This is a genomic window from Shewanella amazonensis SB2B (assembly GCF_000015245.1).
Taxonomy (GTDB): Bacteria; Pseudomonadota; Gammaproteobacteria; order Enterobacterales; family Shewanellaceae; genus Shewanella; species Shewanella amazonensis.
Map to the genome: position 1 here is coordinate 1,108,118 of NC_008700.1, position 19,528 is coordinate 1,127,645.

Annotated in this window: 18 protein-coding genes; 16 read left to right on the forward strand and 2 right to left on the reverse strand. The window is 49.3% G+C overall.

Features of this window, described 5'->3' with window-relative positions; all coding sequences use genetic code 11:
* Nucleotides 1-279 precede the first annotated feature (279 nt).
* The 3 genes from SAMA_RS04785 to tnpA all read left to right on the forward strand — a co-directional run bounded on the left by SAMA_RS04785 (nucleotide 280) and on the right by tnpA (nucleotide 3,205).
* Complete coding sequence (locus SAMA_RS04785) at nucleotides 280-1,722, forward strand: alanine/glycine:cation symporter family protein (protein WP_011759033.1); 1,443 nt, start codon at nucleotides 280-282, stop codon at nucleotides 1,720-1,722.
* 97 nt (nucleotides 1,723-1,819) lie between these two features.
* Nucleotides 1,820-2,593 (forward strand): peroxide stress protein YaaA, encoded by a 774-nt coding sequence (yaaA, locus tag SAMA_RS04790; RefSeq protein ID WP_011759034.1) that lies wholly within the window; start codon nucleotides 1,820-1,822, stop codon nucleotides 2,591-2,593.
* A gap of 165 nt (nucleotides 2,594-2,758) precedes the next feature.
* Nucleotides 2,759-3,205 (forward strand): IS200/IS605-like element ISSham1 family transposase, encoded by a 447-nt coding sequence (tnpA, locus tag SAMA_RS04795; RefSeq protein WP_011758714.1) that lies wholly within the window; start codon nucleotides 2,759-2,761, stop codon nucleotides 3,203-3,205.
* Nucleotides 3,206-3,284: 79 nt separating this feature from the next.
* Here tnpA and SAMA_RS04800 read toward each other — a convergent pair whose 3' ends face one another.
* Nucleotides 3,285-4,688: a M28 family metallopeptidase gene (locus SAMA_RS04800; protein WP_011759035.1), complete on the reverse strand. Its 1,404-nt coding sequence runs from the start codon at nucleotides 4,686-4,688 to the stop codon at nucleotides 3,285-3,287.
* A gap of 135 nt (nucleotides 4,689-4,823) precedes the next feature.
* Here SAMA_RS04800 and SAMA_RS04805 point away from each other — a divergent pair, with 135 nt between their 5' ends.
* Nucleotides 4,824-5,120, forward strand: a complete 297-nt coding sequence (locus tag SAMA_RS04805) for an ArsR/SmtB family transcription factor (RefSeq protein ID WP_011759036.1) — start codon at nucleotides 4,824-4,826, stop codon at nucleotides 5,118-5,120.
* A 54-nt stretch (nucleotides 5,121-5,174) separates the two neighbouring features.
* On the opposite strand, the gene rpsT is transcribed toward SAMA_RS04805, so the two are convergent.
* A complete protein-coding gene (gene rpsT, locus SAMA_RS04810) occupies nucleotides 5,175-5,441 on the reverse strand; it encodes a 30S ribosomal protein S20 (RefSeq protein WP_011759037.1) in 267 nt (88 codons plus the stop codon).
* A gap of 253 nt (nucleotides 5,442-5,694) precedes the next feature.
* Between rpsT and murJ the strand changes: the two genes are divergently transcribed.
* From murJ to SAMA_RS19325, 12 genes are all read left to right on the forward strand, one after another.
* A complete protein-coding gene (gene murJ, locus SAMA_RS04815) occupies nucleotides 5,695-7,260 on the forward strand; it encodes a murein biosynthesis integral membrane protein MurJ (protein ID WP_011759038.1) in 1,566 nt (521 codons plus the stop codon).
* A 58-nt stretch (nucleotides 7,261-7,318) separates the two neighbouring features.
* On the forward strand, nucleotides 7,319-8,254 hold the full coding sequence (ribF, locus tag SAMA_RS04820; RefSeq protein ID WP_011759039.1) for a bifunctional riboflavin kinase/FAD synthetase: 936 nt from the start codon (nucleotides 7,319-7,321) through the stop codon (nucleotides 8,252-8,254).
* 42 nt (nucleotides 8,255-8,296) lie between these two features.
* Nucleotides 8,297-11,119 (forward strand): isoleucine--tRNA ligase, encoded by a 2,823-nt coding sequence (gene ileS, locus SAMA_RS04825; RefSeq protein ID WP_011759040.1) that lies wholly within the window; start codon nucleotides 8,297-8,299, stop codon nucleotides 11,117-11,119.
* Between the two features lie 8 nt (nucleotides 11,120-11,127).
* Complete coding sequence (lspA, locus tag SAMA_RS04830) at nucleotides 11,128-11,634, forward strand: signal peptidase II (protein WP_011759041.1); 507 nt, start codon at nucleotides 11,128-11,130, stop codon at nucleotides 11,632-11,634.
* 3 nt (nucleotides 11,635-11,637) lie between these two features.
* Complete coding sequence (fkpB, locus tag SAMA_RS04835; RefSeq protein WP_011759042.1) at nucleotides 11,638-12,057, forward strand: FKBP-type peptidyl-prolyl cis-trans isomerase; 420 nt, start codon at nucleotides 11,638-11,640, stop codon at nucleotides 12,055-12,057.
* A gap of 11 nt (nucleotides 12,058-12,068) precedes the next feature.
* A complete protein-coding gene (ispH, locus tag SAMA_RS04840) occupies nucleotides 12,069-12,998 on the forward strand; it encodes a 4-hydroxy-3-methylbut-2-enyl diphosphate reductase (RefSeq protein WP_041410133.1) in 930 nt (309 codons plus the stop codon).
* A 228-nt stretch (nucleotides 12,999-13,226) separates the two neighbouring features.
* Nucleotides 13,227-13,745: a type IV pilus modification protein PilV gene (pilV, locus tag SAMA_RS04845; RefSeq protein WP_011759044.1), complete on the forward strand. Its 519-nt coding sequence runs from the start codon at nucleotides 13,227-13,229 to the stop codon at nucleotides 13,743-13,745.
* 5 nt (nucleotides 13,746-13,750) lie between these two features.
* Nucleotides 13,751-14,725, forward strand: coding sequence for a PilW family protein (locus tag SAMA_RS04850; RefSeq protein WP_011759045.1), 975 nt, complete (start codon nucleotides 13,751-13,753; stop codon nucleotides 14,723-14,725).
* Nucleotides 14,726-14,737: 12 nt separating this feature from the next.
* Nucleotides 14,738-15,208 (forward strand): pilus assembly PilX family protein, encoded by a 471-nt coding sequence (locus SAMA_RS04855; RefSeq protein ID WP_011759046.1) that lies wholly within the window; start codon nucleotides 14,738-14,740, stop codon nucleotides 15,206-15,208.
* Nucleotides 15,205-18,810 (forward strand): pilus assembly protein, encoded by a 3,606-nt coding sequence (locus SAMA_RS04860; RefSeq protein WP_011759047.1) that lies wholly within the window; start codon nucleotides 15,205-15,207, stop codon nucleotides 18,808-18,810. Before SAMA_RS04855 ends, SAMA_RS04860 begins: the two co-directional genes overlap by 4 nt.
* A 17-nt stretch (nucleotides 18,811-18,827) precedes the next feature.
* Nucleotides 18,828-19,226, forward strand: a complete 399-nt coding sequence (locus SAMA_RS19320; RefSeq protein WP_011759048.1) for a type IV pilin protein — start codon at nucleotides 18,828-18,830, stop codon at nucleotides 19,224-19,226.
* Nucleotides 19,223-19,525 (forward strand): TapY2 family type IVa secretion system protein, encoded by a 303-nt coding sequence (locus SAMA_RS19325; protein ID WP_083766395.1) that lies wholly within the window; start codon nucleotides 19,223-19,225, stop codon nucleotides 19,523-19,525. Before SAMA_RS19320 ends, SAMA_RS19325 begins: the two co-directional genes overlap by 4 nt.
* Nucleotides 19,526-19,528: the final 3 nt, after the last annotated feature.

The window sequence follows — 19,528 nt, forward strand, 5'->3', positions numbered from 1 at the left end:
TTAACAGTATCTTATACTCGTATTTGCCTCGTGATTCGCATGTCGTATAAATGCGCAACCGTGAGCTTGATCACGAGTTTTTTTTGAAATACTGTGCTACTTTGCCGCGTCCATCGGGCATCCAATTGTTGTAAGTGGCACTGAAATTGAGCCACATTAAGGGAATTTTTTAAAAAAATTACAGCTATTCATGCGCTTAAGGATGATCTTAAGCAATGTTGCGGCAGCGGCGAGAGAAAGGGATGCATCGCCATTGCAGGAAGGAAGACGAACAAGACTATGTTAGAAACTATTGTTAATTTTCTTAATGCCCTGCTATGGGGCAAGCTGCTGGTTTACGGACTGGTGGGTGCGGGGCTTTACTTTACCGTTCGCCTGGCCTTTATCCAACTGACTCACTTTAAACATGGTATCAAGGTTATGACCATCAGCCGTCAGGGTGGTGATGGTGGCTTATCTTCTTTCCAGGTGTTCTGTACCAGCATGGCAGCACGTGTTGGTGCTGGTAATATGGCCGGTGTTGCTGTAGCCATTGGCACTGCAGGACCAGGAGCTGTGTTCTGGATGTGGGCGATTGCAGTACTCGGTATGGCAACTGCCATGATTGAATCGACCCTCGCACAGGTCTACAAGGTGAAAGATGAAGATGGCCAGTTCCGCGGTGGTCCTGCCTATTATATGGAGAAGGGCTTGGGTCAGCGCTGGATGGGAGCACTGTTCTCTGTCTTCCTGATTTTGGCATTTGGTTTGGTATTCAACGCAGTTCAGGCCAATACCATCACCGGTGCGCTGGAAAGGGTATTCGGATTCGAACCCATCTATGTTGGCATTGGAATAGTGGTAGCCAGTGGGTTCGTCATTATGGGCGGCCTTCGTAAAGTGGCGCGTGTATCAGAAATCGTTGTGCCCTTTATGGCTCTGGTCTACCTGTTGATTGCCTCTGTGGTTGTCGTGGTGAACCTAGATAAACTGCCAGAAGTATTCAGCCTGATAATTAAGAGTGCATTTGGTTGGCAAGAAGCCGTAGCCGGCGGTGTTGCATACAGTGTGGCTCAGGCCATGCAAGCAGGTATTGCCCGTGGCCTCTTCTCCAACGAAGCAGGGATGGGCAGTGCCGCGAACGTAGCTGCCAGCGCCACACCCAACCCAAATCATCCAGCTTCTCAGGGATTTGTGCAGATGATGGGAGTGTTTGTCGATACGCTGGTGATTTGTACCGCCACTGCGGCCATTATTTTGCTGGCCGGTGACATGGGTGCAGAAAGTGATGGTATTAAACTCACCATCGACGCCTTGACCAGCCATGTAGGAGATTGGGGCGGCGCATTCATCGCCTTTGCGATTTTCCTGTTCTGCTTTACATCTATTATCGCTAACTATTCCTACGCTGAAACCAATGTCATGTTCCTGTCAGGTAACCGCAAAACTGCGTTGCCGCTGTTCAGGTTACTGGTGCTGGGCATGGTGATGTTTGGTGCTATGGCAAAAATCAGTCTGGTTTGGGATCTCGCGGATGTTTCCATGGGCCTGATGGCAATAGTGAATATTATCGCGCTGGTACTACTTTCAGGTCTCGCTATTCGGGTGATCGATGACTATCGGGAGCAGCTTAAAAAAGGTGACATGCCGGTATTTGACCGAAGTAAGTTTCCAGAGCTGGATGGACAGGTCGAAACTGACATCTGGCCCGAGAATGCCAAAGCTAGGGCCAACGAAGCCTGAGCCGATTAGTGCAATCCACAAAACCACGCCAATGCGGCGTGGTTTTTTTATCTCTCTTGGGTATCATAAGGCTTAACTGAATTGACGAGAGAAACCCATGCTGGTTGTAATTTCCCCCGCCAAAACATTGGATTATGATAATCCTGCGCCAACGAAACAGTACACATTACCTGAGCTGGTGAGCCACAGCGCTGAGCTGATAGAAGTCTGTAAGGGCTTAACACCGGCAGATATCGCTTCTTTGATGTCTGTGAGTGACAAAATTGCTGGGCTGAATGCGGCAAGATTTGCATCTTGGACACCGTCCTTTTCATTGGAAAACGCCAAGCAGGCTCTCTTTGCTTTTCGCGGGGATGTTTACACAGGATTGGACGCCGACACCCTAAGCCCGGAAGAGCTCGAGTATGCCCAGTCCCATCTGCGCATGCTTTCCGGTTTATATGGTGTGTTAAAACCGCTGGATTTGATGCAGGCCTACCGTCTTGAAATGGGTACAGCCCTTGGCAATGGCCGTGGCAAAAACCTGTACGAGTTTTGGGGCAATCTCATTACGGATAAGCTGAACGAGGCGTTGTCGGCTCAAGGGGATGATATTCTGGTCAATCTTGCGTCCAATGAATACTTCAAGGCCGTCAAAATCAAGGGGATTAAAGGGACACTGGTGAACCCCGTGTTTAAGGATGCCAAAAACGGTCAGTATAAAATCATCAGTTTTTACGCCAAGAAAGCCCGTGGCTTGATGGCACGTTTTATCCTGACCACCCGGACAAAGACCATAGAAGATCTGAAAAGGTTTGATTACGATGGCTACTACTATAGCCCTGAACAGTCGACTCCCTGCACGCCTGTGTTTTTACGGGAAGAGCGGTAAAGTCCGCTGAGGGTGATAAAAACGCGGCCAATGGCCGCGTTTTTCATTGTCACTCTAAAACCACCTCCTATGGAGGTGGTGATCGTTCTAGTGGGGCTTTGCCCGTAGAATGCCCATGCTAAATACTCCCTCGGTTTGTTACCAGCAAATCAAGGAGTAAGTAGCATGAGCAGATATGAATCCGCGTCTCACGTGTTCTATCGCTGTCAGTATCACCTCGTTTGGACACCGAAGTACAGGTACAAAATCCTAAAAGGTAATCTTGGCAAAGAGCTTTATCGAAGTATCTATGTTTACTGCAACATGAAGAAATGCAGAGTCGTAGAACTGAATGTGCAGGAAGATCATGTTCATCTAGTAGTCAGAACTCCACCGAGTCTAAGCGTGTCGGACTTAATGGGTTTTGTAAAAGGAAGAACGGCAATCAGAATGTTTGCGAAATTTCCGTATTTGAGAAAGCAAAAGCTCTGGGGGAATCACTTTTGGCAAAGAGGCTATTTTGTTGACTCGGTAGGAGCGAATGAAGAGATAATCCGCAGATATGTACGGCACCAAGAAAAGACAGCCAAAGAAGAAGAGAAACGGCAGATAGCATTGGGGCTAGAAGGTTAGTTTTTAAGCCCCCTTTTAGGGGGCCGTGTCAAAGCCACCTGCTATGCAGGTGGATTTTTACTATGCAAATGACAAGGTGTTATTCCTTGGGGGGCAAGGGGCGCAGTTCGACTTTGCTGTTTGCCATCACCCACGCAAATTGCGCATATACGGCCACGTTTTGTGCCAGCGCCTCGGGGTTAATCTTGTCCAGCGTGTCATTGGGCGTGTGGTGATAGTCAAAGTAATCGCTGCCATCCTGTCGAAGTGAAGCAACTGGTACGCCCAGAGCGGGCAACATAGAGACGTCCGGGCCTCCTGAAGCCTTGTTATTTCCAGCCGCTACGCCCAAAGGTTCAGCTACCTTCATGGCGTTGATTACAGGAGAGTGAGCCGTGTCAGCCACCCGCCAATCAATTTGATAAATAGGGCCTGCGCCGAAGTCTGACTCGGCCGCGATATAGTGCTTCTCCAGCTCGGCTTCGTGTTCTTTGGCATAGGTTTTTCCGCCTAACAATCCGAGTTCCTCTGCGGCATAGAGTACTACGCGAATGGTCCGTTCCGGTTTTTGTGGCAGGTCGAGAATGTGTTTGGCAGCTGCAGTCACAATGGCAACGCCGGCACCATCATCGATGGCGCCGGTTCCCTCGTCCCAGGAGTCAAGGTGTGCGCCAATCAGCACAATCTCATCGGCTTTGGTGCTGCCTTTGACTTCGGCTATCACATTGTAGGACGTGGTTTCGCCACGGCGCTCTGAGCCAAGCTCCAATGAAATCACGACTTCTTTGTCGCGCTTGAGCATGGCATTTATCAGGTCGGCATCCGGGTTGGAGATGGCGGCGGCAGGAATCGCGGTCACGCCTTCCTCATAGCGCATCATGCCGGTATGGGCCATACGGTCATGATCTGTGCCGATGGAGCGGATGATGATACCCACAGCGCCTTTTTCTGCAGCGGCTACGGCGCCGCGACTGCGGCCGGAAGCGGTTTGTCCATAGCCTTTTCCGTCTCGGTGACGCTCCGTTTTGGCATCGATAAAGGCAATTTTGTCATTCAGGCTGCCAGCTTCTGCATTTTGTAAGTCTTGAAGGGTATCAAACCGCACAATGGTGGCGCTGAGTCCCTGAGCTGGTGTGGCTATACTGCCGCCCAGTGCGGTTACCACGAGAGGTTGTGGAAATGGGCTTAGAATGCTGGCTTTGGCAATACCTCGGCGCCAAACGGGAACCGTTACGGGTTCCTTATAAACCCGGTCAAATCCCAGGCTTTGCAACTTGGCAATCGCCCAGTCCACAGCCACCTTATCCTGCTCACTGCCCGCAAGTCTCGGACCCACTTCAACTGTTAAAGACTCTACGATGTCATAGCCGAGGGAAGAAGACTGGGCTTTTTGTGCCAGTTGTTCTGCAACTTTCTGATTTATATCGTCCGATGAAAATGCGCCCAAAGGGGCCGTGAGTGCAATCAGGCCGACTCCGGCCAGAAGCTTAGGTAGGGTTTTCATGTGTTTCCTCTATTTTTATTAGGTACATCTCATTTTTGAAAACAATCTAACAAAAAGTGTGGGCTGTGTCCCGACGAAGTCTGTAAGCCAAGGCTATATTAGGCCCGGGGTTTGTATTAGGAGAAAATGCTCGTAATGAATATTGAATTAATGCAGGAGCGAGCTGATCATGCGGTAGTGCTGTTAAAGGCACTGGCCAATGAGCGTCGGTTGTTCATTTTGTGCCATCTGCTCAACGAAGGGGAGATGTGTGTCGGTGAAATGAACAAAAAACTTGGGTTAAGTCAGTCGGCACTGTCGCAGCACCTGGCTTGGCTCAGGAAGGATAATCTGGTCTCTACCCGTAAGGAAGCTCAAACGGTATTCTACTCGTTGAAAAGTGACGAGGTAAAAGAAATCATCAAGCTGCTCAATAACATTTATTGCTATTGAACAGACATAAAAAAACCGGCCTGAGCCGGTTTTTTTACGTCTTGCTGGCAGCGATTAAGCAGCCAGAGCCTTGATGCGGGCGTTCAGACGAGCCTTTTGACGGGCAGCCTTGTTCTTGTGGATCAGGCCTTTGGTTGCCATGCGGTCAACGATAGGCTGAGCAACGGCGAAGGCTTCAGTAGCAGCTTTGTGATCACCGGTTTTGATGGCGGCGATAACTTTCTTCACGTAGGTACGCAGCATTGAGCGACGGCTGGCGTTGTGCTGACGACGCTTTTCGGATTGAATAGCGCGTTTCTTTGCAGTCTTGCTGTTAGCCAAGGTGCAACTCCTAAAAACTTGGGATTAATACTTTTAAAGGCCGAGGAATATGCCCGTATTTTGCCACTTTGTCAATGGCAATGGTGGAATATCCGCCATTAAGACAAATAAATCCAACCCGACTTGGCTATCTTCAACCCAACTCGTGTAAAATGTGGCGCAATTCTACCAGCAAATACTGGCGTATGACAGAGCCGGAAGCGTTTTTTTCCAAGATATCACCCGCATTTTCCGGTCCTTCCCAGGGGGCAAATTGAGTAAAAAATTACTGAAGTCGGGGTTGGTTGTGAGTGCCATGACCTTCATCTCCCGTGTATTGGGCCTTGTGCGGGATATGGTGGTGGCCAACCTGATGGGGGCCGGGGCCAGTGCCGATGTGTTCTTTTTTGCCAATAAAATCCCAAATTTCCTGCGCAGATTGTTTGCCGAAGGGGCATTTGCTCAGGCTTTTGTGCCTGTGCTGACCGAATATCAGGAAAAGCGCAGCAGCGAAGAAACCCGTGAACTCATATCCAAAGTCGCGGGTACCCTTGGGGGATTGGTTACCATAGTGACTCTGCTCGGTGTGATTGGCTCACCGATACTGGCGGCGCTCTTTGGTGGCGGTTGGTTTTTGGACTGGCTCGAAGGCGGCGAAAACGGGGCCAAGTTTGAACTGGCGGCCCTGATGCTGAAGATCACCTTTCCTTATTTGTGGTTTATCACCTTTACTGCGCTGGCGGGCTCCATTCTCAATACCCGCGGGCGCTTTGCCGTGTCAGCCTTTACCCCGGTATTTTTGAATATTGCCATTATCGCTTTCGCCCTGTGGCTGTCACCGCAGCTTGAGCAGCCGGAAATCGGTTTGGCCTGGGGCGTGTTTGCCGGCGGTCTTATTCAGTTTCTGTTCCAAATTCCCTTTTTGTACCGCGAGCGTGCCCTGGTTAAGCCCTCCTGGGGCTGGCATCACCCGGGCGTCGTTAAAATCCGTACCCTGATGATCCCTGCGCTGTTTGGCGTATCTGTATCGCAGATTAACTTGCTGTTCGATACCTTTATTGCCAGCTTCCTGATGACGGGTTCCATCAGCTGGCTCTATTACTCGGACCGCCTGCTGGAGTTTCCATTGGGGCTCTTTGGCATTGCCATCGCCACAGTAGTGCTTCCTGCTCTGTCGAAAAAGCATGTAAATGATGAAGGTGATGGCTTTGCAAAAACCATGGATTGGGGGGTAAGGGCGATTTTGCTCCTTGGTATGCCTGCGATGGTAGGGTTGATAGTGCTCGCCAAGCCCATGCTGATGGTGCTCTTTATGCGTGGCGCCTTTGATATTTCCGATGTGGAAATGGCGTCTTACAGCTTGATGGCCTACGGTGCTGGCTTGCTTAACTTTATGTTGATTAAGGTGTTGGCCCCCGGTTATTACTCCCGTCAGGACACCAAAACTCCGGTGCGTTATGGCATTGTGGCCATGGTCAGCAATATGGTGTTCAACATCATTTTCGCTGTGCCCTTTGGTTATGTGGGGCTGGCGATTGCCACTTCCTTATCTGCTTTGCTGAACGCAGCACTGCTTTACCGCGGTTTGCATTTGGCCGGGGTATACAGGTTAACCCTGCCCACGCTGGTGTTTTTTGGCAAGGTGGCGGCTTCGACCCTCGCTATGGGCGCGCTTCTGTGGTATCTGTTGCCGGTGGTGGATGTATGGTTGGCCTGGAATATTGTCCATCGGGTCATCGCTCTGGCAGCCTTGATTGTGGGTGGGGCATTTTTGTACGGCACCCTTTTGCTCCTTTTGGGAATTAAACCCTGGCAGATGAAACGCGCCCGCAAGGGCTGATTCTCAGTGTCAGCTGAGATATAATCCGCCAATTTACGTACGCCAGTTGTCAGAACACATGGAATTAATCCGCGGAATTCACAATATCTTGCCCGCCCATCGGGGATGTGTGCTAACCATAGGCAACTTTGATGGTGTCCATCGTGGGCACGCCAAAGTGATTGCCAGTCTGGTTGAGCGGGCCAAGCACTTTGGCCTGCCCGCGACCCTGATGACCTTTGAGCCCCAGCCTCAGGAGTTGTTTCGTGGTGATGATGCCCCGGCGCGATTGAGTTTGCTGCGGGATAAAATAGTGCTGCTGGACGAGCTGGGAATTGACCGCCTGCTTTGCGTCAACTTCAACCGCAAGTTTGCCTCCATGGATCCCGAGCACTTTATCGAAGATCTGCTGGTTAAAAAACTTGGGGTGAAGTATCTGGTGGTCGGTGATGATTTTTGCTTCGGTAAAAGCCGTGCCGGTAACTTCGATATGCTGAAAAAGGCCGGTGAACGTTTCGGCTTTGCCGTGGTCAACACCCACTCTTTTATGGTGGGTGACCTGAGGGTGAGCTCTACCGCGGTGCGTGAGCAGCTCGCCAAAGGTAATTTGGAGCAGGCGAGGCGCTTGCTTGGCCATCCCTTTACTCTTTGTGGCCGGGTGGCCCATGGACAAAAGATTGGCCGGACGATTGGCTTTCCCACCGCCAATATTGCACTTAAACGTAAGGTGGTGCCGGTGCGCGGCGTCTTCGCTGTGAAACTCTGGTGGGATGACAGTGATATATATGAAGGGGTTGCCAATGTGGGGTTCAGGCCCACAGTGAACGGACAGGTGTGCCAACTGGAGGTACATCTGTTTGATTTTGAAGGTGACCTCTATGGCAAGCGGGTGGAGGTGGAGCTGGTGGCGAAAATTCGCGACGAGCAACCCTTTGAATCCCTCGATGCCCTGAAAAAACAGATTTGGAACGACGCCGACAGAGCCCGGGCTCTGCTTGGTGACGATGCAGGTTAAGCAAAACGCTAAAACTATTTGGCAATTAACGGTATAGGATCGATGAGCGACTATAAATCTACTTTGAATTTGCCGGAAACTGAGTTTCCGATGCGTGGGAATCTGGCTAATCGCGAGCCCGCAATGCTTGAGCGCTGGAACAAGGACAAGCTGTATCAGCAGATCCGTGACAGCCGCATTGGCCGCAAGCCATTTATCCTGCACGATGGCCCTCCCTACGCCAACGGCAGCATTCACATTGGTCACTCTGTAAACAAGATCCTCAAAGACATCATTATCAAGTCCAAAACCCTGGCTGGCTTCGATGCCCCTTATGTGCCGGGTTGGGACTGCCATGGTCTGCCTATTGAGCTCAAAGTAGAGCAAAAAGTAGGTAAGCCTGGTCAGAAGATCTCTGCCGCCGAATTTCGTGAAGAGTGCCGTAAGTACGCTGCTGCTCAGGTTGATGGTCAGCGCGAAGACTTTATCCGTCTGGGCGTGCTGGGTGACTGGCACAAGCCATACCTGACCATGGACTTTGCTACCGAAGCCAACATAGTGCGTTCACTGGCTAAAGTTATCTCCAATGGACACCTGCAAAAAGGTGTGAAACCGGTGCACTGGTGTACCGACTGTGGCTCGGCGTTGGCCGAAGCCGAAGTGGAGTACGAAGATAAGACATCTCCTGCCATCGACGTAGGTTTCAACGTGGTTGATAAGCCTGCGCTGCTGGCCAAGTTTGGCGTAGCGCAGTACAACCACGACATCGCCATGGTTATCTGGACTACTACCCCCTGGACCCTGCCTGCCAACCGCGCGCTGGCTATCGCAGCTGATCTTGAGTATGTGCTGGTGTCCTTTACTAAAGAAGATGTGACCCGAGCCATTGTGGTGGCCGATGTGCTGCACGAAGACTGCGTGAAGCGTTTTGGCGCCGAGTCATTCGAAGTGCTGGGCCGCATCAAAGGCAGCGAACTGGAGCTGACGCGCTTTGCTCACCCCTTCCTCGACTTTGACGTGCCGGTAATTTTGGGCGACCACGTGACTACTGATGCCGGTACCGGCGTGGTGCACACCGCCCCTGGTCATGGTCAGGATGACTTTGTGGTAGGGCAGAAGTATGGTCTGGAAGTCGCCAACCCCGTGGGCGACAACGGCGTGTACAAGGCCGATACCCCTTTCTTTGCCGGTCAGCATGTATTTAAAGCCAACGACAACGTGGTTGCGCTTTTGAAAGAAAAAGGTGCGCTGCTGAACCATGTGGCTTACCGTCACAGCTATCCACATTGCTGGCGCCACAAAACCCCAATCATTTTCCGCGCAACCCCGCAATGGTTTATCTCTATGGATAACCAGGGCCTGCGCAGCACTGCTCTGAGTGAAATTCAAAACACCCAGTGGATCCCTGACTGGGGCCAGAGCCGTATTGAGACAATGGTCGCCAACCGTCCAGACTGGTGTATCTCTCGTCAGCGTACCTGGGGCGTACCTATTACCTTGTTTGTGAACAAGGAAAACGAAGAGCTGCACCCAAACTCTGTGTCCTTGATGGAGCGCGTTGCCAATCGCATCGAGCAGCATGGCATTCAGGCCTGGTGGGATCTGGACGCTGCTGAGCTGCTGGGCGATGAAGCCGAACAGTACCGCAAAGTGACCGATACGCTGGACGTTTGGTATGACTCTGGTTCTACTTTTGAGACCGTGGTGGCTGCCCGTCCTGAGTTCCAGGGCCATGGGGTAGACCTGTATCTGGAAGGCTCGGATCAGCACCGCGGCTGGTTTATGTCCTCGCTGATGCTCTCTACTGCTATGCACGCCAAAGCGCCTTACAAGCAGGTGCTGACCCACGGCTTTACCGTGGATGGCAAGGGCCGCAAGATGTCCAAGTCCATTGGCAACGTAATTGCGCCTCAGGAAGTGACCAACAAGCTCGGCGCAGACATCCTGCGTCTGTGGGTAGCTGCCACCGACTATAGCGGTGAGATGAGTGTTTCTGACGAAATTCTTAACCGTGCCGCTGATTCATATCGTCGTATCCGTAACACAGGTCGTTTCCTGTTGGCGAACCTCAATGGTTTCGAGCCTGAAGCCGACATGGTTGCAGTAGCAGATATGGTGGCGCTGGATCGTTGGATGGTGCGTCGCGCGGCCAAGGTGCAGAGTGAAATCATCGCCGCCTATGAGCAGTACAACTTCCACCTGGTGACCCACAAGCTGATGCAGTTCTGCTCGGTAGAGCTCGGCAGCTTCTATCTGGACATCATTAAGGACCGTCAGTACACCGCCAAGCGTGAAAGCCATGCCCGCCGCAGCTGTCAGTCTGCGCTGTTCCACATCGCCGAAGCCATGGTGCGCTGGATTGCGCCTGTACTGAGCTTCACTGCCGATGAAATTTGGCAGCTGTTGCCTGGTAAGCGTGAAGCCTATGTGTTTACTCAGGAATGGTATGAAGGCCTGGAGTCAATCACGCTGGAAAGTGATCTGGCCGACAGCCACTGGGAACTGCTGCTTTCTGTGCGTAACGAAGTGAACAAAGAGCTTGAGCAGGCGCGCCGAGATAAGGTGCTGGGCGGTTCGCTGGAAGCTACCGTGACCCTGTATGCCGATACTGAACTCGCTGCCAAGGTTGCCGTGCTCGGCGATGAGCTGCGCTTTGTGCTGCTGACCTCGGATGCCAAGGTATTGCCTATTGATGCTGCGCCCGAATCGGCTGTTGCCACTGAGCTTGCCGGTCTTAAGGTGCTGGTTGCCAAAACTGAGGCTGCCAAGTGCGAGCGTTGCTGGCATCACCGTGAGGATGTGGGTTCAGTTGAAGCGCACCCAAGCCTGTGTGGCCGCTGTGTGACCAACATTGAGGGTGAGGGCGAAGCCCGCGCCTTCGCATAAGGATGGCCATGCAATTGAACTGGAAAGAAAGTGGCCTGCGCTGGTATTGGGTAGTAGTGGTGGTGTTTCTGGCCGACCAGCTGTCCAAGCAGTGGGTACTGGCCAACTTTGACCTGTACGAGTCGGTCAAGCTGCTGCCGTTTTTTAACTTCACCTATGTGCGCAACTATGGCGCTGCCTTCAGCTTCCTGCATGATGCAGGGGGCTGGCAGCGCTGGCTGTTTACGGCGGTGGCTGTGGGCTTCAGCGTGCTGTTAACCATTTGGCTGCGTAAGCAGCCAGCCAACATGGTGCGGCTGAATCTGGCCTACACCTTGGTGATTGGCGGTGCGCTTGGTAATCTGATTGACCGTCTGCAACATGGCTTTGTGGTGGATTTCCTCGATTTTTATTGGAACACCGCCCATTACCCGGCGTTTAACATAGCAGATGCCGCCATCTTTATTGGTGCCGTGCTGATTATTATCGACAGCTTTAAAGCGTCCAGCTCGGATGACAAGGCCATCAAGGAGTAACACATGAGCCAAAAGTCGTTGCTGTGCCATATGAATATTCTCTTGTCTGACGGTTCTACCGCCGACAGCACCAAGGCGTCGGGTAAGCCCGCTCGCCTCAATATTGGTGATGGCAGCCTGAGCCCGGCGTTTGAAGCTGAGCTTGGCGCACTGAAGGTCGGTGATTCGCACAAGTTCACCCTGCAGCCACAGGATGCCTTTGGTGATGTGAATCCTGATGCGATTCATCATCTCGATCGCAGCCGCTTCCCTGCCGATATGCAGCTGGAGGCCGGTGTGATTGTCAGTTTTGCAGGCCCCGGTGGCAGCGAAATTCCCGGCATTGTCCGTGATGTGGCTGGCGATTCTGTGACGGTCGATCTGAACCATCCTCTGGCCGGTCAGGCCGTGACCTTCGAGCTGGAAGTGCTGGAGGAGCTCTGATGACTGGACAGATGAACATTCTGCTCGCCAATCCACGCGGCTTTTGTGCCGGCGTAGATCGCGCTATCAGCATCGTTGAGCGTGCTCTTGAGCTGTTCTCGCCACCTATATATGTGCGTCACGAAGTGGTGCATAACCGTTATGTGGTGCAAAACCTCAAAGATCGTGGTGCTATCTTTGTTGAAGAGTTGGATCAGGTGCCGGACAACAGCATAGTGATCTTCTCTGCCCACGGGGTGTCGCAGGCGGTGCGGGCCGAGGCCAAAAAGCGTGGTCTGAAGGTATTCGATGCCACCTGCCCATTGGTGACCAAGGTGCACCTGCAGGTAACCCGGGCCAGCCGCAAAGGGGTTGAATGCATCCTGATTGGCCATGAGGGTCATCCGGAAGTTGAAGGTACTATGGGCCAGTACGATAACCCTGAGGGTGGCGTTTATCTGATTGAGTCGGTGGAAGATGTCGAAGCGCTTCAGGTGAAAGACCCGGAAAACCTGTGCTTCGTCACTCAAACTACATTGTCGGTTGACGATACGCTGGACATCATCGCGGCGCTGCAGGCGAAGTTTCCGTCCATTGAGGGGCCACGCAAGGACGATATTTGTTACGCCACTCAAAATCGCCAGGATGCGGTGCGCAGTCTGGCGACTCAGGCCAAGCTCTTTATCGTGGTGGGTTCGAAAAACAGCTCCAACTCCAACCGTTTGCGTGAGCTTGCCGAAAAGTCGGGTGCACAGGCGTACTTGGTCGACAGTGCCGCCGATGTAAAGGCTGAGTGGTTTGCCAATGTAGATAAAGTGGCTGTCACAGCCGGAGCATCAGCACCGGAAGTACTGGTAAAGCAGGTTATCGATGCAATTACCCATCTCGCGCCCAGTGTGGTAACCGAGGTAGAGGGTCGTAAGGAAGACGTAGTTTTCGCCGTTCCGGTTGAACTCAGGTGATTGTTTGCTAAGTTAATGTTAAAAAGAGGCCTAAGCCTCTTTTTTTATTGCCGGAAAGTTCTAGGTATAATGTTGTAGCTTTTTAGATGCTATTGTTACTGGCAGCAAACAATCGACTCAACTATGATTAACCAGTATAGTAAACTTTTGGCTTAAAGCTAAGATTTTAAAGGGTTAATTTTAGGTTTGAAAGTCAATAAAATGTCGAATTTTGGAGATTTGACACCAATGAAAAAGTATGGGAAAGGATTTTCCTTAATCGAAGTGATGGTCGCACTGATAATACTGGTGATCGGCCTTATTGGCATTTTCAATCTGCATATCGTCTCGAAGCGAGGGAGTTTCGAGTCATTTCAGCAGACCCAGGCTTCATACTACGCCAACGATATCATCAATCGAATGAAGCTGAACCCGACCCAAATAGCTAACTATGCAGGAACCTATAGCGGAACGCCAAGTTCCGTTAGTAAACAGTGTCAAGGTGCTTCCATTTGCTCATCTTCGGAGATGGTTGCCTGGGACTTGTATGAATGGCAAACACAATTCAATGGCGCTGCAGAGATAGTTGGAACTCAGAATGTGGGTGGGCTGGATACACCTTCGGCGTGTATTCTGGTAAATGGGAATAACGTTTTGGTTACTATGGCGTGGAAAGGAATTCGAGAAACATCAATTGATTCAAATGCTTCTGATTGTGGTTCAACAACCGCTAATCGACGACTCTATTCAGTCCAAACGGTGATTTGATCGGAATGAAGGTTCTAATTATGCGCAGTCAGTCAGGGATGTCTCTCGTTGAGTTGATGGTAGCACTGGTGATTAGCTTGTTTTTGTCTGCTGGCATTTTCACTATGTTCAGCATGTCAGCTTCGAATGTGACAACCACAAGTCAGTTTAATCAATTGCAAGAAAACGGTCGCATCGCCTTGGCGATTATGGAGAGGGACCTTAGTCAGTTGGCTTTTATGGGTGATATGACCGGAACGGATTTTATTGTAGGAAGTAACACAACCATATCATCTGCCGCAGTGCCCAATGATTGTGTCGGTGGTGGAGTTAATAACGCCACGCTTCCCAATGGAACCACATCACATTTTAGGCGGATTTGGGGCTACGAAGCCGGTGTAAGTGGCGATGTTTTTGCGTGCCTTTCTGGGGTAAAAGCAAAAACGGATGTACTGCAGATCAAGCGTTTGGTTGGGCCTAACACGCTAACGCCCAATGTTGCATCTAGTCACTATGTTGCAACCACATCAAGCGAAGCTATTTTTTTTACGGGTAACCAGCCTACTCCAACACTGACTAACAGTCGATTTTGGGAGTATCAGCACCATATCTATTATGTAAAAGATGATGGCGCTGTTCCCGTTTTAAGGAGAAGAACGCTTACTGTTGCAAATGGAATGAACAACGAAGAGCAGCTCGTAGAAGGTATTGAGAATCTACGAGTTTTATATGGTGTTGATGATGATGGTGATGACATCCCTAATCGATATGTTCCAGTGGGTAGTGTCGATACTGTCATGTGGGATAACCAATCATTTCAGCGGATTGTGGCACTAAAACTGTTTTTGCTTGTCCGTGCGGTTGAGAAAGACGCTAGCTATAAAAATGAGACCCAGTATCAGTTGGGTGATAAAACTATTGCAGCACCACAAGACAACTATAGACGTAAGGTCATGTCAACCACAGTGATGCTTGAAAATCCTGTGTTGATTAGGAGTTAAACGAGTATGCAGATGAATAAGCAAAAAGGAATAGTGCTATTTTTTGCTTTAATCGTTTTGATCATTATGACGGTTATTGGCGTCGCATTAGCTGTAAATTCTACTCAGTCTCTGAGAATGGCAGGGGCTGGTGCCGAGCGCATAGAGGCCAAAGCGTTAGCGGATGGTGGGGTTGCTGCTGTACTTCTAAATAAAACTCCAGCCTTTTTGGCCACGATGACAGCAATTGATAGTGCAAACTCGTATTCAGGTGGGGCACAAGTGCTAACACCACTACCTTTGGTGGATGACGGCACCGGCAACTTGGTGGTTCAACCTAAAAATGTGTCGTGCCAAAGAAGTGCAGCAGCCAGTGGCACTGACTTGTTTAAATGCCGCCGCATTGAAATCTCGAGCCAGGTGAATTTTGGCCGAGATAATTTAGGCCAGGTTATCGTTGTAACAGGTATTGAGCAGGAAGTGCTCAGCGGGAGCGGATCATGAAGTTTAATCAAATTCTATTTGCTGGCCTAGTTACAGCATCGGTTTTGCCAGCGCAATCTTTTGCGGATGATACAGATCTCTATCTCAATCCTGCAGCAAACAATGTGCGTCCCCAAGTGCTTATTATTTTTGATAACTCCGGCAGTATGGATACCATAGTCGATGGTGTTGCGGGTGGTTACGACCCTAATTATACACAAGAAGATGGAACTCTTGGTTACCCTGCCGTAGGAAGTTCAAATTCTTATCAGGGTAGAATGATTTATTTTACCGTTGGAACCGGTATGGATGAATCTTCATTACCCGTGCCCGACAGTCCTTCAGAGTCTAGGCGTTTTAATGATTTTTTGAATGGCTGTAAAGCTGCGAGGGATGCGCTGAATCAGTATGGTCGTTTCACCGGTTACATCAGAGAGTTTATTACGAAAGGCAAGGGTAATGGAACTTGGCAACCTATTAAGGAAAATAGCGGTGCAGAACGAAATAATCCAATTGATTGCTGGGAAGATATAGAATCAGAATACAATAGTAATAATGATGATGGAAGCGATTATAAAACTGGCTATCCGGTCGGATTCCCCCGTGACGGAGATGTGAATAATCCATGGGGTAGTGATCTGGATAGTGCGAAAAATCTAAACTGGAATAATGGTGAGTTAGTAACGCTTTATACCGATAATTATTTGCGTTGGTATACATTGTATAAGAATGGTTCACTGCCAGTCCCCCCTGACGGGGAAGGGCTGACTAGGTTGGAAATAGCTAAGTCTGCAATATCGGGTGTTATAAGCTCTATTCCTTCAGTGGATTTTGGTTTGGCTATTTATAATCTGAATTTCCCTGATGAAGGTGACAGTGATGGTGGACGTATTGTCGCGGGTATCCGACAGAGAACCGCTGCCGAGAAAGATACGATGCTTAGCACTATTAGCAACCTACCTGCGCAAACAAATACACCACTTTGTGAAACCTTATTTGAGGCCTATAGATATTTTTCTGGTGGCCCGATTACATTTGGTCATGCTGATGCTGACTACAACGGCAAGGATATTAAGTATTCCTCTAATAAGCCAATGTATGATGCGAGTATAGAAAATGGTGCTAACTATATTACGCCATTGTCTGAGTGTAATAAGGTGGCTCACATTATTTATATTACAGATGGCGCACCAGTTTTAGATGAAAGTGCAAATGATTATATTAAGGAATTAGGTGGGGAGCCGTATGAATATAAAGCGGCAAGTGGCGATCAGGAAGCGAAGGTAAGTTACCTTCCCGCATTGGCAGAATATATGTTTGCCAACGATTTATTGCCTGATGTAGAGAATAAACAACGCGTGGTAACTCATACGATAGGCTTTAGTTTGGGCGAAGACTCAGAGGCAGAACCATTGCTCGTAGAAACCGCCTCACGTTCTTATTTAATGACGTCTGAAGGAAAGAAGGTTTTTGGAACCTACAGAAGTGCAGATGACGTAGCGGGACTTCAAGAGGCTATCAGTAATATTATCGATTCGATTCCGCAGACTGGGCAACGCTTTTCAGCGCCCGGTGTCGCTTTTAGTAACGCAGATCCTACTAGAACTCTAGATTCAGCTTACTATGCGCTATTTCGTCCTCAGCAAAGTCCCAAATGGGCCGGTAATCTGAAAAAACTTAAAGTTAATTCATCTGGAACTTTAGTTGATTCTACAGGCAAACCTGCAATTGACAGTTCAGGTGGTATTGCCGAAAGTTCTTGCAGTTTATGGAGTAACTGTACAGGGGGCAATGACGGGAATGACGTCGTATTAGGAGGGGCTGCCCGCACGATAGTTCCTGATAGTAGAATCATCTGGAGCGATATCGATAGCAGTGAAGATATGGATAAGCGGAAGCTTACTGTCCAAAACGCTTCAAGTTACGTAGGTGGTGATGACGCACTAGCGACATACCTAGGTTTGCCTAAATTAGATGTTGATTCAGAGTTAAAAGACACCTTCGATTGGATATATGGAAAGAATGTAGATAGAGATTCTGAAGGCGCGTTGACCTCTGAAGATTTCGCCGGTGTAAGGGGCGATATCATGGGTGATCCGCTTCACTCTCAACCTTTGGCTATCGATTACGGCGGTGATGGTTCGAACGTTCGCATTTTTGTTGGTACGAATCATGGCGCATTGCACGCATTCAGAGACTCAGGCTCTTCAGTCAGCGAGAGCTGGGCGTTTATGCCTTTTCAGCTTCTTCCCAACTTGGCAACTATTCGTCGAGATAGCTATTTAGCTGGCCATAGTGTCTATGGGATTGATGGTTCACCTGTCGCTCATATTGAACGTAATGCTTCTGGTTTGATCATGAAAGCTTGGTTGTTTGTCGGATTACGTCGAGGGGGGCAGTCCTATTACGCCATTAATATTACCGAACCAGACTCGCCAAAGCTTATGTGGCATATATCCAACAGCACCAGTGAATTCAGCAACATGGGACAAACTTGGTCTACTCCGGTGGTCACCAAAATACCAGGCTCTGAGAAGCCAGTGGTGATTTTTGGTGGTGGATACAACCAAGGTTATGACTCCGGTGATGGTTCAAATTCTGTTGGCAGAATGGTTTATCTTGTAGATGCCGAGTCAGGTAGCTTACTGTATAGTTTCGGTGCCAATGGAAATACTGTACTTACAGGTATCGAAGACTCTATAGTTGGGTCTATTGCAACCTTGGATAGTAATAGTGACGGCTACACTGACCGGCTTTATGCGGCTGATTTGGGCGGCAATGTGTGGCGAATGGATTTGCCTTCTGCGGATAAGAGCACATGGAGTGGATTTAAGTTTGCAGAGTTAGGAGGAAACCTGCCCTCGACCGATCGTAGGTTCTTCTACGAGCCAAGTGTAGCGCAAACGTATTTTACAAATACCACTGAAGTAACTGTCACTGACGAGTCAGGTACCACAACTACGGTAGCGTATCAAAATGTTCCTTATGATGCGGTTACATTGGGATCAGGAAATCGCGCGGATCCTTTGAGTTTAAACGCAGAGGATATGTTTTTTGTATTACAGGATAGAAACGTAGTTTCTCAACAGTTTGGTGATGGTGCTACTGCCATTCCATCTCCAATAACCTTTGGCAATCTTTATGACGTGACTTCGGCGGCACCTTCAACAGAGGCTGAAAACATTACATTTGGGACAAAGCTGGGCTGGTATTATAATTTTGCGGTTACTGGCGAAAAAAGCCTATCCCCGTCTGTCATTATAAAAGGAAAAGTCTACTTTACATCCTTTATTCCGACCCAGCCTGCGGCAGGTCAGAATGTTTGCAGTGTGTCTTCAGTTGGACGTTTATATACCTTGGATTTACACAAAGGATCACGTTATAACGAGGCGTATATTATAGATGTTTGCGATAACTGTATCCCACAGCCGCCAAAAATCATCACCCCGCCACCTTGTGATACTGGCGAAGAGTGTTCGCCAGATGAGATATTAAATCCACCACCGCCTGTGCTGATAATAGGTAAAGGAAAATGTGATGAGAATGGAGAGAATTGCAGCGGGACTGTGGATTTGGAGTCAGGTTTGACCACGAATAAGATTTATTACCACATTGATGAGTAGCTGTGGGTAGAGTTGAAATGAATAATAGTAGAAAATTGGGTTTTACGTTGATTGAGTTAATGATAACGGTTGCTATTGCTTCTATATTGGCGGCAATAGCGTATCCTTCATATGTTAACTATGTGACTAAAAGTGGTCGCTCTGAAGGTGTGGCAGCTGTTATGCGTGTTGCGAATTTGCAGGAGCAGTATTATTTAGATAATCGTGCTTATGCGACCGATATGACGAAGTTAGGATTAAGTGCAAGTCCATTTGTTACAGAGAATGGTTATTATAGTGTGGCTTCGGCTGGGACGAGCTCTTTCACTATTACGGCAACTGCAGCAGGGACACAGGCGAGTAGAGATTCGACATGCGGTACCATTACACTGACCTCGGCTGGTGTTAAGGGGCCCTCAGCGGAGTGTTGGAAATGAATAAGATTATAGCGTCTGTATTATTGGCGGTATCCTTGTCTTGTATTACAGGTACAACTTATGCTGCCAAACAGGATTATAAGTGTTTTGTTCAGAGTCTGCCGAAAGGCGAACGAGTAATATTTTACCGTTGGAATGAGAAAGATGTGCAACGGAGAGTTGCAAGCTTACCTGGAACTCAGCTGACAGATAGTAAAGGAAAGAAGTATTACATTAAGAGTGTCGAAGAGTGCGTTCCATTAAATAAAGCATTCTCGAGTGTGAAAGCTCAAAATATAGATAAACATACTTTGCGATAGTAT